This is a genomic window from Bacillus sp. 11C, assembly GCF_055486375.1.
In genome coordinates this window covers 201,310-214,640 of the sequence record NZ_JBUPVZ010000005.1, presented here as the reverse complement: position 1 = coordinate 214,640, position 13,331 = coordinate 201,310, and the positions used below count along the sequence as shown (strand labels likewise).

Sequence of the window (13,331 nt, the reverse complement as noted above, 5' to 3'; positions counted from 1 at the left end):
GCAGAAGAAAGGAGGCGGACACCAGGAATGACAAAAAAACAGCTTCTCGGATTGATCATTGCTTTATTCGGCATCAGTATGTTTTTACAAATTATTGGAATAGGCGATCTGCTGTTTTGGCCGCTCTTTTTTCTGATTGCCGGCTATTTTTTGAAAAAATATTCCCGTGATTGGCTCGGCTCCGTCATGTACATCTTTGCCGCGTTTTTATTCTTGAAAAACCTCTTCAGCATCACCTTTAATTTATTCGGCTATGCGTTTGCCGCATTTCTGATTTACGCCGGGTACAGGCTTGTCAAAGGAAAGCCGATATTCGAACCGAATGAGAAACGGGTCGATCTCAATAAAAAAGAATGGCATGAGCCGGCAAAAGATGATAAACATCCCGACATGCGCAGCTTTTTTATCGGAGAGCTGCAAATGATGAAGCAGCCGTTTGACCTGAATGATCTCAATATCTCTGGTTTTATCGGTGATATTAAAATCGACTTGTCTAAAGCGATGATTCCCGAGGGAGAAAGTACAATTGTCATTAGCGGAGTCATTGGAAACGTTGATATTTATGTGCCATCAGACCTTGAAGTGGCTGCCAGCTCGGCCGTTTTTATCGGTGATATCAATCTGATCGGCTCAAAGAAAAGCGGATTAAGCACGAAGGTATATGCCGCGTCATCCGATTTCAGCGAGTCAAAGCGCCGGATCAAAGTGTCCGTTTCCTTATTTATCGGTGATGTGGATGTGAAGTACGTATGAGAAAAAAACTGCTTGCCAGTCTCCAGTGGCGTGCCATCCGTATGACTACGGGTATCAGTCTGCTCCTTTTTGCTTGCATGATCTCCTTTATGATGTTTTATTATCGGCTCGATCCGCTTGTTTTACTGTCGTCAAGCTGGTTTGGAATTCCGTTTATCCTGATATTGCTGCTGATCAGCGTGACGGTTGGCTTTGCCTCAGGGTATATGTACGGCAACCGGCTGAAGACAAGGGTTGATACCTTGGTCGAATCGATTTTAACCTTTGAAAACGGCAATTTCGCTTATCGAATACCGCCGCTGGGAGATGATGAAATCGGCCTGGCCGCCGATCAGCTGAATGAAATGGCGAAGCGCGTGGAGCTTCAAGTCGCTTCCTTGCAGAAACTTTCCAATGAACGTGCGGAATGGCAGGCGCAAATGAAGAAGTCAGTCATCTCAGAAGAACGCCAGCGATTGGCAAGAGATCTTCATGACGCAGTCAGCCAACAGCTTTTTGCCATATCGATGATGACATCGGCTGTGTTGGAACACGTCAAAGATGCTGACGGTAAAACAGTCAAGCGGATCAAGATGGTCGAGCATATGGCGGGGGAAGCTCAAAATGAAATGAGGGCGCTGCTGCTCCATTTAAGGCCTGTTACCTTAGAAGGGAAAGGGCTGAAGGAGGGGCTTACGGAGCTTTTGGACGAGTTCCGGAAGAAACAGACGCTTGATATTGAGTGGGATATTCAGGACACCCCGATATCTAAGGGTGTTGAAGACCATTTGTTCAGAATCGTGCAGGAGGCTCTTTCAAATGTATTTAGGCATTCAAAAGCCTCAAAAGTATCCGTGATTCTCGGCTTAAAGAACAATCAGCTCCGGCTCAAGGTCATTGATAATGGACAAGGCTTTAAAATGAATCAGGTGAAAGCATCCTCATACGGCTTAAACTCTATGAAAGAACGTGCAAGTGAAATCGGCGGGGTCGCCGAAGTGATCTCAGTCGAAGGAAAAGGCACACAAATCGAAGTGAAGGTTCCGATTTTTCCGGAAGAAAAAGGAGAGAACGAACGTGATTCGAGTATTATTGATTGATGATCATGAAATGGTCAGAATGGGGCTCGCGGCTTTTTTAGAGGCGCAGCCCGATATTGAAGTCATCGGCGAAGCGGCTGACGGCAGCGAAGGCGTGCGGCTTGCTGCTGAACTGTCGCCAGATGTCATTTTAATGGATCTTGTCATGGAGGGCATGGATGGCATTGAAGCCACAAAGCGAATTTGCCGGGAGCTCCCAGATCCGAAAATTATTGTGCTCACGAGCTTCATTGATGATGACAAAGTGTACCCGGTCATTGAAGCGGGTGCGCTCAGCTATCTATTGAAAACCTCAAAAGCGGCGGAAATCGCCGATGCCATCCGCGCCGCAAGCAAGGGAGAGCCGATGCTGGAATCAAAAGTGGCGGGGAAAGTATTATCCCGGCTGCGCCACTCAGGTGAACACGCGCTCCCGCATGAATCACTGACAAAACGGGAGCTTGAAATTCTCTGCCTGGTCGCAGAAGGAAAAACAAACAAAGAAATCGGCGAGGAACTGTTTATCACTATTAAAACAGTCAAAACCCATATCACCAATATGTTATCAAAACTCGATGTCAGTGACAGGACGCAAGCGGCCGTTTACGCGCATCGTCATCACCTCGTAAAATAGGTCATCTGTTATTTGGTCGCTCCTTTTGTCCCGAAGTCTCTGATTACCACATTGACCTTGTACTCGATTTCAGCCTTTGCAAAATAGTCATCCCATTTGGTTGAAATCTTTTTCCACTTGTGCGGATAATGGATTCTGACTTCGTTTCCTAAGTCGGTAGGATCGGCTTTTATATCCTTTTGGAGTGTGTTTACAAATCCCGTGACTGTTTTGTGTAACCTTTTAGCGAGGATGTTTTCAATTTCTTTAATATATGAATCCTTAAATGAATCTTCTTTCGGGTTCCAATCCTCAGACAGCCGGCCTTCGATGTTGCGGGTCACAGTGAATTTGAACGTTCCATCTTTGTACGCTGTCTTGATCTTTCGATTGCTTGAATAGACCTCATAAGAAAAGAAGTAGCCGTCATGCTTCAAGTCGATGACACCGCCTTTGACTGTACCGGTAAATAAGTTCATGTTTTGCACCTGGCCCGGTGTTAAGTCCGCGTGCCATAATCGATCTTTGATGATGGATGCCCCGGTAATCGCAAGTTTGCCGTTTTCTTTGCCGACATGAGGAATTGCAAAAGTATCGTCAGAGGTCAAGTGTGCTGAGACCTCTCCTAATGTAACGGGATCCATCATTCTGATCGTCACACTGTTATTCTCTGTCAGCTCATAAATGACATTGGATGCTGGATTTCCCTCATCAGTCATCTTCAGCAGATCTTTCGTTTTGCCGTCAGCGACAAACATATACGAGCTCCTTCTTGTACCATTGTCTCTGACAAATTGATTAATAAGCGCGTCCATTCCTGTATGACCGTCAAGTAACTCTTTTGACAGCAGAATAACACGCAAATGCTGAGAAAAAGTAGGGTAGTTTTTCAATGCGGAAGTCCTCAGTATTTGATGAACGGTTTCCCCCTTTGTTGATACGAGTTTAGTCGGGTCTGAGGATGAGCCTTCTTTCGTGCTGATTTTTTTAGGAACAAGAATTTGCTGTGTCAGCTCCAAATTCTTATCTTTCGGTTTGTCCAGACCTTCGCCGACGATAAGGCTCAATTCCTCAATGTTCCTGCTGTCCCAGCAGCCGGTAAGCAGAAGGGTGCACACGAAAACAATTAGAACGCTTTTTATCATTTTTCTGTTAGCCTCCTTTTGAGCGCAACGATCAAAAACAGTATAAAGGGCAGTAAAAACAGAAAGACGAAAGTGTATCCGAGGTAATCGCTATACATCATGACCTGATTGGTGTCGCTCGGCCACAGGGAAAAATAATAGGTAACCGCACCGACAAGAATCAATCCTTTTTTGATAGATAAGCCAAACGTCTTTTTTAACCCGCTTGCAGCGAAATAACCGTAAATGACGAATGTTGCGAAAAATTGAATGATCCAAACGATCAGTAAAAACGATTCAAACCGTTCGATGAATATGCCTTTTAGCTCAAAGGACTGAAAGAGAGAAATGGTGGGCCAGATTAACGTTTTAACCTCAGGCACAGTCAAAGCTCCGACAACAATGATGTACGTAATGATATATAAAGTAATCGGAATGAGAAATCCAATCGTCGCGTATCTGAATGTATATTTCTTTTTCTTCATATGCTCAGGAAGAAAAAGCATAATTTCCACCCCTAAAAAGGAGATGGAAACGATAGTAAGTGAATTGGCAATCGGAGAGAAGCCTTCGCCTAGTACCGGGCGCAAATTATTGATATCAAAAATTTTAAAGCTGATACCGAATACAACCAGCAAAATAATGATTGTAACCATTAAATAAAACGGAAACAGCCGTGACACATCACTCAGGCCGCCGATCATTAAATAAATCCCGCAGCAGATAAACGTAATAATAATTATTTGAATCGGCGTTCTCTCTAACAGGAAAAATTTAACGATTTCGGCCATTGCCCGGGCTTCAAAGCTGGCCACACCAATAAAATAACAGCAAATCAAAAGGCCGATGATGCTGCCAATCCATTTCCCAAGCCCTTCCCGCAAATACTCAAACAGAGAAGGGTATTGATGTTTTTTTTGAATGAGCGTATTTAAATAAATAAAAAAGATAAAAAAGACACCTTCTAATATCAGCACGATCCAGCCGTCAGGAGTATTCGCCTTAGTGGTCAGCGCTCGTGGCAATGTTAAAAGACCGGCCCCGAGCATCGTATTCGCTATAATTGAAATCCCCTGGAAGGTATTAAGTTTGATTGGAGTCTGTTTTTGGCTCATTTGGATTATTCGCCTCTTTTGGTTTGTTTTTAATTGGGAGACGGATAATGGAATCATCCGTATTTTTCAAACTGAAGAATCCGTTTGGAGAAAAATACGGAGATCCAAAGCTCGTTTGTCTCGTTAGGTGCGTATAAATCACAAGCATAAATAAAATAATCCCGTACAGCCCGAGCATAGCGGCGGAAAACATCGAAATAAAACGCAGCACCCGGAAAGAAAGCCCCATTCCGTATTGGGGAACGGTAAATGATGAAAGGGCAATGACGCTGACAACGATGACCATAATCGAACTGACGAGATTCGCCTCTACAGCCGCCTGTCCGATGACAACGCCCCCGACAAGACCGATCGTTTGGCCAAGCGGATTCGGGAGGCGCAGCCCGGCTTCTCTCAGAAGCTCGATCGTCACTTCCATCAGCAGGGCTTCGAATATCGGCGGAAACGGCACGTTTTCCCTGTTTGCCGAAATCGTGACAGCAAGCGCTGTCGGGAGCAGCCCTTGGTGGAAGGACACGAGTGCGATATAAATCGATGACAAAAACAAGGTGATGAAGATAGAAGCGAAACGCAGCAATCGGATAAGAGATGCTGAGATCCAACGCTCATAGTAGTCATCCGGAGATTGCATCAGTACACCGAGAGAAACCGGGACCAGCAGCACAAATGGTGAACTGTCGACCAAAATGGCCACCCGGCCGTTATATAGGGCAGACGATACCTTGTCAGGTCTTTCCGTATTTTGAATCTGCGGAAACGGCGAATATTTATTATCTTCAATGATCTCCTCAAGCGTTCCGCTGTCCTGAATATCCTCCAGCTGGACATTTTTAAGCCGCGCTTTCACTTCTTTGATGACGGACTTTTTTGCTCTGCCTTCAATGTACATAATGGCCGCCGGCTTCAGCTCGTTTTTGCCGATCATGATTTTTTTAGTGGTTAATTTCGGATGAGAGGTTCTTTGTCTGATCAGAGCGAGATTTGTATTGATATCTTCCACAAACGCAACTTTTGGTCCGCGAACCACTTTTTCAGTTGTCGGCTCTGCCAGGCTTCTGGTTTTTTTCTTTCCTGTAGACAGGATATAGACATGATCCAATCCGTTAATAAATACAGCACAATTGCCGCTAAGAATAGACTTGACCGTTTTTTCCGCGGTTTTAACCGGTCTTGCGTCAAGCTGGTCAAGACGTTTTTTGACCTGATCAAGCGTGAGTGTCTCTTCATCTTTGATTAAGGTTTGCATCGATTCTGAAACCTTCTGCTGATCATTCAGTTCACTAAAATAGAGATAGTAAAAAACAAGCCCGTTGGAGAGCATTTTTTTGTTTTTTACTAGATCATCGTTTTCTTTTAATTTAGGAAGCACCAATGCTAAATTATCGTGTATATATTCCTTAAACTCTGTTTGTTCCAACGAGGTCACCTCTTGTCCAAAACCTTAGTAGAGGTTATCTTTTCCTGTTAAATAAATGATATACTGTGTTACAGTATTTCATGGCAGAAGTTTTTTTATGAAAGCGGAGGATACGGAGTGGCACAGGTAAGACTCGCAGGAAAACAAGAAGAAATCGAACAGCTCATCAAATCTTTTGAAAAGAATTATGATGTCTCCTATACATCAAAGGAGTACGGCAGGACGAATCCAAAGTACAAATATTCAAAGGATTCCCGCGTATATCTCGAATTAAAATTAAAATCAGCCAAGATCGAAAAATAAAAAGGATTTTTTGTGTCACTGGCGAATTATGATCTATTGAAGCAACCGTTATGGAGGGATACATAAATGGAATACAGAATTGAACGAGACACCATGGGAGAAGTAAAAGTTCCAGCTGACAAATTTTGGGGCGCCCAAACACAGCGAAGCAAGGAGAACTTCAAGATCGGTTTTGAAAAAATGCCGATGCGTGTTGTGAAGGCGTTTGCAATATTAAAACGAAGCACAGCGCTCGCTAATAAACGCCTTGGCAATCTGGATGCGGAAAAAGCGGAAGCGATTGCAGCGGTTTGTGATGATGTGCTCAAAGGCAAATACGATGACAACTTCCCGCTTGTCGTATGGCAGACAGGAAGCGGCACACAAAGCAATATGAACATGAATGAAGTGGTAGCCAACCGCGCGACTGCTCTATTAAAAGAAAAGAACTCTGATCAAACGATTCATCCAAATGATGACGTGAACCGCAGCCAAAGCTCCAACGACACATTCCCGACAGCGATGCATGTGGCCGCTGTTTTGGCTGTTTACGAGCAGCTTGTGCCTGCGCTTGACCAGCTTCGCAATACATTGGATGAAAAAGCGAAAGCATACAACGATATTGTCAAAATCGGGCGCACGCACCTTCAGGATGCTACGCCTCTGACGCTCGGACAGGAAATCAGCGGATGGGTTTACATGCTGGATCGTTCGAAGGAAATGATGTTGGAAGCGACAGAAAAAATGCGTGCGCTGGCAATCGGGGGAACGGCTGTCGGAACGGGAATCAACGCTCACCCAGAGTTTGGAGAGCTTGTCTCAGAAGAGATCACAAAACTGACCGGCCAAACGTTCACCAGCTCGCCGAATAAATTCCACGCGCTGACAAGCCATGACGAAATCACTTATGCACATGGCGCATTAAAAGCGCTTGCGGCTGACTTAATGAAAATCGCGAACGATGTCAGATGGCTTGCGAGCGGACCTCGCTGCGGCATCGGGGAGATTGTCATCCCTGAAAATGAACCGGGCAGCTCCATTATGCCTGGTAAAGTCAACCCGACACAAAGTGAAGCATTAACAATGATCGCAGCGCAAATCATGGGGAACGATGCGACAATCGGCTTTGCGGCGAGTCAGGGGAACTTTGAACTGAACGTGTTTAAGCCTGTGATTATTTACAACTTCCTGCAGTCTGTGCAGCTGCTGAGTGACGGCATGAATTCCTTCCATGATAAATGTGCTGTCGGTATTGAGCCTGACAAAGAAACCATTCAGGAAAACCTGTCAAATTCATTAATGCTCGTTACGGCGCTGAATCCGCATATCGGATATGAAAACGCGGCGAAAATCGCCAAGCTCGCCCATAAAGAGGGATTGACGCTGAAAGAAGCGGCTTTGAAGCTTGAATTGCTGACAGACGAGCAATTTAACGAAATGGTTAAGCCGGAAGATATGGTAAAACCAAAGGCGTAATAGAAAGAAAAAAACGGCTGCTGTTTAAGCAGCCGTTCTTCTAAATATACTGCTGTTTTAATAGATATTTAAGCTGCTCCGCATCTTTGGCGAGAGTTTCAGACTCCGTCAGATTATGGATCATCCCTTTTATGATCGCCAGCTTCGGTGTTTTTTTCTTCATTTCTGCTTCAAGTATGTCCAAGCTCTCCGATAATTCAAGAGAGGAGTTTGTGTTTAAGCTGTTAATTTTGTCACGAAGGCTTTTCACAATCGATTCAGTCAGCGGGTCAGGCCGTCCGTGCGTAAGAGGCCCAAATAAAGAGCTTGCCTCTTCCAATGTGACGAAAGGCTTATCGTTTCGTTCAGACATGCCTTGTACCATATCATCAATTCTATTCATCATGATATCAGCTAATTGGTCAGGCTTCACAGTGTGGCCGAGCAGGATCATGCATTCCAGATAAATCTGGCTAATGCCCTCTATTAAGAAACAAAGCTCTGCAGTATACGGTTCCGCCTTTTTTCCGTAAATGTTCAGCAGGCTGTCGATATGAAATTGAAGTGAGGACTGGCGGACTTTTTTTGCGCATTGCTCCACTTCTGCTGTGTAAGGCAGAGAACCCTCCTTCATCTGCATGCCGATAAAATCCTTGTGTTCAAGGATGTTTTCATAGAGCACGGTCAGCTGTTTACGGTAAGCTGTTCTGGGGCTGTCACCCTTCGTTTGTATATTTAAAATTCGGGTAAACGTTTTATCGTAATAGTAATTCAGCATAGACAGAAGAAGCGCTTCTTTCGAAGGAAAATAAATATAAAAAGCGCCTTTAGATATTTTGCATGCTTTTGCGATTTCCTGAACTGATGTTGAGTTATATCCTTTTTGGGCAAATAGTTTTAAGGCTGTTTCAATAATCAGCTTTTCTTTTTCCTTCAATGGTTCCACCCTTTCGGAGCCCGGGGGCCTGCATAGGATATGACCATATAGTCACACCTTCTGTTATAAAATTAACCTTATTGTAACTTGTTTTTTTATCATGTATTATTTATATTATAAGTTGAGATGACCAAACGGTCAAAGCTCAAGCGAAAGGGTGAATCTTAAATGAAAGAATTGGATGAAATGATCAGCCGCTTGCGAAACAGAGGAATTAAAGTGGAGAAAGTCAAATATCCGAAGCAGACCTTGTCAGAGAAAAAATGGGTTCATCAATGCAAACAGCCGCTCAAAACAAATTACAGAGATTTTAACGGCTATTCTTTTACATGAAAAAATAGACTGCAAAAGCATTTACAGTCTATTTTGGAACGGCTATTCGATATGTTACACCCGTTTTGTCATTTTCAATTGAGATAGACGCCTGATGAAGAGTTAAAATTCGTTTTACGATGCTGAGACCAATGCCGAATTCGCCTTTCTTCCCTTTATTAAAAGGCTCATAGAGGCTGGAGAGCATCTCATCTTCAATATGCGGGCCGTCATTTTTAATGGTGATCACGATATTCCGATCATCTTGTTTCATGCTGATTTCTATTTTTGCCGCAGCATAACGGATTTGATTTTCCAGAATATTCTCGAGAAGTTTATTCCATTGCTCCGGATCGCCAGGCATCAGAATGTCTTCCGCTACATTAATTTCCCACGATAATTCTTTTCGCGCCCACTTGAGTCTTTCAATGACTTCTTCTGTCACTTCCACGATACTGAACATATCGTATTGCACTTTTTGCTTCGCTAAATAATCCAGCTTCGTTAAATATAATAAATCCTTTATTTTTTTCTCCAGCTTAAGAGCTTCGCCTTCAATGACATCTACTGTATTTTCAAGGTCTCCTTTAGGAAAAATCCCATCTTTAATCGATTGCGTATAGCCTCTGATGACCATAACCGGCGTCTTTAAATCGTGAGAGATATTTTGCAATAGGGTTCTTTCTGTTTCGTCCTTTTGCACAAGCTTTTGGCGCATCTCTTCAATGGTATGGCCCAATTTGCCGATCTCATCTTTCCGATCCACTTTCACTGGGTCATCCCAATCCTGTTCGGAAATCCGTTTGACGTGCTTTTCAAATGACACGAGAGGCCTTGATAAATACTTCGCAAGCCAAATGGCCGGAATCCAGCTTAATAAAATGACAACAGCTATAATAAACAGAAGCTGTTTGAATAGGGTATAGGCCAAATCGTCCCGATAAGAATCAAGCGCGTAAGAGAGCATCATAGCTGATTGTCCATTGACGGAAAGCCCCTTTTTGATGACAAAAAATACTTTCTCTCCATTGACGTCTGCGCTGTACCGTTTCTTTTCGTCCTTCTGTTTATCGGCCAGCTTGTACACCTTATGGATAAACGAAGACGACAGAATGCTTAAATCCTTGTCTGAAGAAGATTTTTCATTTTCAGGCAAAAGCACGTGCTGTACGGAGCGGACGGTTGTCGGCGCCGTGGCTTCCTCGCTGTAATAGCGCCTTTCAATTGAACCCGGCAGGCGGTACTCCGTCAGAACATGCTGTTCATTTTCAATCGTCGCATACGTTTCATTGGTGAAGAAATCGCGCAGCGTGTTTGAAAATAACACAAGCAGCAAAATGGATATCGCTAACAGGATGCCGGATATGACAACCCATATTTGAAACGAGAGCGGCTTGTTTTTCATGATGTCATCATCCTGTAGCCGAACCCGTAAATCGTCTCCACCTTCAATTCAGGCATCTTTTTGCGCAGTCTCCGGACGAGGTCATCAACGACCCGGTCTGTTCCAAAGTAGTCATATCCCCATACTTTAATGAGAATATCCTCACGAGAGTATGGGTGTCCTTTATGATGGATAAATAACAGCAGCAGATCAAATTCCTTCGCCGTTAAATTGATGATATTTCCGTTTTCATCATAAACCTCGCGGGCGTCTTCTGAGACCCGATACGAGGAGACGGCGATTTCATGTTTTTGTACAGGCGGAGCGTCCTTATAAACGAGCTCCAGCAGCTTTTGCACACGTATAATCAGCTCCCGCGGCAGGAAAGGCTTTGAAATATAGTCGTTGCTGCCAAGCTCTAAGCCAAGCACTCTGTCAATATCTGCATCTCGGGCGGAAATAAAAATAACAGGCACGTCAGGGTCTTTCTCTTTGATTTCTTTTATTAATGTATAGCCGTCGGTATCCGGCAGCATGATATCGAGAATCCACAGATGGGGAGACGGCGTCATTTTCTTTCTGGCGTCTTCACCTTTCGTAAAAGATGTAATGTTCCAGCCCTCATTCTCTAAATACTTCGTCAGCAGTTCATTGAGGTTATCCTCATCTTCAACTAGATAAATGGTGTATGACAAGGCTCTTCACATCCTTTCAACGTCATTATAAACTAGTTTTAACATAAGGCAGGCGATTTTCATAATTTCACATATTCTTTTCATTTTTATCCCACAATGTTTGTTTATGATATGTATAAGGGAAGAAAGGAAGAAAAAGAGCGAGGAAGATGCAGGATGATCAAACATATTCTATTTTGGTGCTTTGCTTTTCTCCTCATCATTGGGACAATTGAACTTGTACATGCGATGAATATGTAACGATAAATGAAAAACCGTTAAAGGAGTGTAAGAACATGGATTATCGACGTGATGACCAAAATGATCAACATCAAACAGAATCTTCACATACAGAACATCAGGATACAGAAAACCGGCAGCAGATTAACCAGCCTGAACAGGAATTGCTTGACGCGCCTGTTTCGTATGAAGCGGGACGGAAAGAAACGGCTTCCGCTTTAGAAATGGAAAAGACAGAAACGGCTGTGAAAAAAGAAAAGAAACGAAGAGCCGCATGGCTGAGCCCGATTTTAGGCGGGATTATCGGCGGGGGCCTGATGCTCGGGATCGCGCCTTATCTGCCGTCGGATCAAGATCAGACGACCGAGACCGCTTCCGCCAATAAACAGGTGCAGTCAGATAATTTTACAACGACACCGATCACGAATGCTTCAAACGTCGCGGATATGGTAGAGGATTTAGAGCCGACGATTGTCGGAATCTCAAATATCCAAACCTCGCAAAATAACACTTTCGGCACGGGAGGCGGTTCCAGCTCAGAAAGTGAAAGCGGAACCGGGTCAGGCGTCATTTTCAAAAAAGACAGTAATAAAGCGTATATCATTACAAATAACCATGTCGTTGAAGGCGCGAATAAGCTGACTGTCACGTTATACAACGGAGAAACAGAGACTGCCAAGCTTGTCGGCAGCGACGCCATTACTGATTTGGCTGTTCTGGAAATCAGCGGCAAAAACATCAAAAAAGTGGCGAGCTTCGGTGACTCTTCACAGCTGCGTACGGGAGAAAAAGTAATCGCCATCGGAAATCCGCTCGGACAGCAGTTTTCCGGTACGGTGACACAAGGCATCATCAGCGGATTGAACCGGACGATTGATGTGGATACCACACAAGGCACGGTGGAAATGAACGTGCTGCAAACTGACGCAGCGATCAATCCGGGGAACAGCGGAGGCCCGTTAATCAATGCAAGCGGCCAGGTCATTGGCATCAACAGTTTGAAGGTGAGCGAAAGCGGCGTAGAGTCACTTGGATTTGCGATCCCGAGCAATGATGTCGAGCCGATTGTTGACAGTCTGCTGGAAAATGGAAAGGTAGATCGTCCGTTTTTAGGCGTGCAAATGATTGACATGTCACAAGTACCGGAAACGTATCAGGAAAATACGCTCGGCCTGTTTGGAGATCAATTGGGCAAAGGTGTTTATGTAAAAGAAGTTCAGGCAAATTCACCAGCGGCAAAAGCAGGTATTAAATCTGAGGATGTCATTGTCAAACTAAACGGTAAAGACGTGGAAAGCAGCGCGGATATCCGTCAGATCCTTTACAAAGACTTGAAAGTCGGAGATAAAACGACAATTCAAGTGCTGCGAAACGGAAAAACGAAAACCTTGAACGTGACACTGACCAAGCAGACAGAAAGCAGCTCAAGCTAGGAGTAATCAAAAAGCTGAACCCGAAAAGGGTTCAGCTTTTTTTATCCTAAGTAAGCGGAAAGCATCCACACTTGTTTTTCAACTTCATCAATTAATCCGACAAATAAGTCCGCTGTCGCATTGTCTTGATTCTCTTCAGCCAGGCCGATCACGAATTTAGATTCGCCGCTGATTTGTTTGTAGTCGTTTACCAATGCTTGTACCATTTCTGACGCTGATGTTTCGTTTCCGCTGTCAGTGATAGACGCATGCTCAGTGTATTCCTTCAATGTGGCAACAGGCTGGCCGCCGATCGCCAGCAGGCGTTCAGCAATGGTATCGAGTGTTTCCGCCGCATGGTCATACAGTTCTTCAAATTTTTCATGTAATGTAAAGAAATGCGGCCCTTTCACATACCAATGGAAACGGTGGAGCTTAGAGTATAAAAGAAACCAGTTTGATAATTGTGTGTTCATTGAATTCTCAACTAATGTTTGATTTGTTTTTGCGTTTTCAGTTTTCATAAGATAACGTCCTCCTTGTGATCTGTTAATT

The 13,331-nt window shown here is 44.0% G+C and carries 14 protein-coding genes; 7 read left to right on the top strand and 7 right to left on the bottom strand.

All coding sequences use genetic code 11. The features are described 5' to 3' along the window. Positions 1 to 27: 27 nt before the first annotated feature. Genes liaF through liaR form a run of 3 tightly spaced genes read left to right on the top strand, consistent with a single transcriptional unit; the run spans position 28 to position 2,445 of the window. Entirely contained in the window at positions 28 to 753 is a 726-nt protein-coding gene (liaF, locus tag ACY3LV_RS09825; RefSeq protein WP_464863702.1) for a LiaRS two-component regulatory system accessory protein LiaF, read from the top strand. Continuing rightward, positions 750 to 1,832, top strand: coding sequence for a two-component system sensor histidine kinase LiaS (gene liaS / locus ACY3LV_RS09820; protein ID WP_148964073.1), 1,083 nt, complete (start codon positions 750 to 752; stop codon positions 1,830 to 1,832). The genes liaF and liaS overlap by 4 nt, the downstream gene beginning before the upstream one ends. Further along, positions 1,810 to 2,445: a two-component system response regulator LiaR gene (liaR, locus tag ACY3LV_RS09815; RefSeq protein ID WP_087991102.1), complete on the top strand. Its 636-nt coding sequence runs from the start codon at positions 1,810 to 1,812 to the stop codon at positions 2,443 to 2,445. Before liaS ends, liaR begins: the two co-directional genes overlap by 23 nt. 8 nt (positions 2,446 to 2,453) lie before the next feature. Here the strand turns inward: liaR and ACY3LV_RS09810 are convergent, their stop codons facing one another. Genes ACY3LV_RS09810 through ACY3LV_RS09800 form a run of 3 tightly spaced genes read right to left on the bottom strand, consistent with a single transcriptional unit; the run spans position 2,454 to position 6,080 of the window. Continuing rightward, entirely contained in the window at positions 2,454 to 3,569 is a 1,116-nt protein-coding gene (locus tag ACY3LV_RS09810) for a Ger(x)C family spore germination protein (protein ID WP_464863701.1), read from the bottom strand. Next, a complete protein-coding gene (locus ACY3LV_RS09805) occupies positions 3,566 to 4,663 on the bottom strand; it encodes a spore germination protein (RefSeq protein ID WP_464863700.1) in 1,098 nt (365 codons plus the stop codon). The genes ACY3LV_RS09810 and ACY3LV_RS09805 overlap by 4 nt, the downstream gene beginning before the upstream one ends. Then, on the bottom strand, positions 4,632 to 6,080 hold the full coding sequence (locus tag ACY3LV_RS09800; protein ID WP_464863699.1) for a spore germination protein: 1,449 nt from the start codon (positions 6,078 to 6,080) through the stop codon (positions 4,632 to 4,634). The genes ACY3LV_RS09805 and ACY3LV_RS09800 overlap by 32 nt, the downstream gene beginning before the upstream one ends. 117 nt (positions 6,081 to 6,197) lie before the next feature. Here ACY3LV_RS09800 and ACY3LV_RS09795 point away from each other — a divergent pair, with 117 nt between their 5' ends. After that, the gene (locus tag ACY3LV_RS09795) at positions 6,198 to 6,383 is read left to right on the top strand and encodes a YvzF family protein (protein ID WP_087991098.1); all 186 of its coding nucleotides are present in this window, start codon (positions 6,198 to 6,200) and stop codon (positions 6,381 to 6,383) included. Between the two features lie 66 nt (positions 6,384 to 6,449). Further along, the gene (gene fumC / locus ACY3LV_RS09790) at positions 6,450 to 7,838 is read left to right on the top strand and encodes a class II fumarate hydratase (RefSeq protein ID WP_333560856.1); all 1,389 of its coding nucleotides are present in this window, start codon (positions 6,450 to 6,452) and stop codon (positions 7,836 to 7,838) included. Between the two features lie 40 nt (positions 7,839 to 7,878). Here fumC and ACY3LV_RS09785 read toward each other — a convergent pair whose 3' ends face one another. After that, positions 7,879 to 8,754, bottom strand: coding sequence for a TetR/AcrR family transcriptional regulator (locus tag ACY3LV_RS09785; RefSeq protein ID WP_148964068.1), 876 nt, complete (start codon positions 8,752 to 8,754; stop codon positions 7,879 to 7,881). A 168-nt stretch (positions 8,755 to 8,922) separates the two neighbouring features. Between ACY3LV_RS09785 and spxO the strand changes: the two genes are divergently transcribed. Further along, positions 8,923 to 9,087 carry an anti-adapter protein SpxO gene (gene spxO, locus ACY3LV_RS09780; protein ID WP_019715675.1) on the top strand — a complete coding sequence of 55 codons (165 nt, stop codon included), beginning with the start codon at positions 8,923 to 8,925 and terminating at the stop codon, positions 9,085 to 9,087. 28 nt (positions 9,088 to 9,115) lie between these two features. On the opposite strand, the gene cssS is transcribed toward spxO, so the two are convergent. Together cssS and cssR are read right to left on the bottom strand one after the other, a co-directional pair. Then, a complete protein-coding gene (cssS, locus tag ACY3LV_RS09775) occupies positions 9,116 to 10,471 on the bottom strand; it encodes a secretion stress-responsive two-component system sensor histidine kinase CssS (RefSeq protein WP_464863698.1) in 1,356 nt (451 codons plus the stop codon). Then, complete coding sequence (gene cssR, locus ACY3LV_RS09770; RefSeq protein ID WP_464863697.1) at positions 10,468 to 11,145, bottom strand: secretion stress-responsive two-component system response regulator CssR; 678 nt, start codon at positions 11,143 to 11,145, stop codon at positions 10,468 to 10,470. The genes cssS and cssR overlap by 4 nt, the downstream gene beginning before the upstream one ends. A gap of 275 nt (positions 11,146 to 11,420) precedes the next feature. On the opposite strand from cssR, the gene htrB reads away from it, so the two are divergent. Beyond that, positions 11,421 to 12,797, top strand: a complete 1,377-nt coding sequence (gene htrB, locus ACY3LV_RS09765) for a serine protease Do-like protein HtrB (RefSeq protein ID WP_148964065.1) — start codon at positions 11,421 to 11,423, stop codon at positions 12,795 to 12,797. A 41-nt stretch (positions 12,798 to 12,838) separates the two neighbouring features. On the opposite strand, the gene mrgA is transcribed toward htrB, so the two are convergent. Next, complete coding sequence (mrgA, locus tag ACY3LV_RS09760; protein WP_148964064.1) at positions 12,839 to 13,300, bottom strand: metalloregulation DNA-binding stress protein MgrA; 462 nt, start codon at positions 13,298 to 13,300, stop codon at positions 12,839 to 12,841. Positions 13,301 to 13,331 lie beyond the last annotated feature (31 nt).

Coding starts and splice junctions, on each gene's coding strand:
- liaF (WP_464863702.1), top strand. CDS start 28: ATGACAAAAAAACAGCTTCTCGGATTGATCATTGCTTTATTCGGCATC.
- liaS (WP_148964073.1), top strand. CDS start 750: ATGAGAAAAAAACTGCTTGCCAGTCTCCAGTGGCGTGCCATCCGTATG.
- ACY3LV_RS09810 (WP_464863701.1), bottom strand. CDS start 3,569: ATGATAAAAAGCGTTCTAATTGTTTTCGTGTGCACCCTTCTGCTTACC.
- ACY3LV_RS09805 (WP_464863700.1), bottom strand. CDS start 4,663: ATGAGCCAAAAACAGACTCCAATCAAACTTAATACCTTCCAGGGGATT.
- fumC (WP_333560856.1), top strand. CDS start 6,450: ATGGAATACAGAATTGAACGAGACACCATGGGAGAAGTAAAAGTTCCA.
- spxO (WP_019715675.1), top strand. CDS start 8,923: ATGAAAGAATTGGATGAAATGATCAGCCGCTTGCGAAACAGAGGAATT.
- cssS (WP_464863698.1), bottom strand. CDS start 10,471: ATGAAAAACAAGCCGCTCTCGTTTCAAATATGGGTTGTCATATCCGGC.
- htrB (WP_148964065.1), top strand. CDS start 11,421: ATGGATTATCGACGTGATGACCAAAATGATCAACATCAAACAGAATCT.
- mrgA (WP_148964064.1), bottom strand. CDS start 13,300: ATGAAAACTGAAAACGCAAAAACAAATCAAACATTAGTTGAGAATTCA.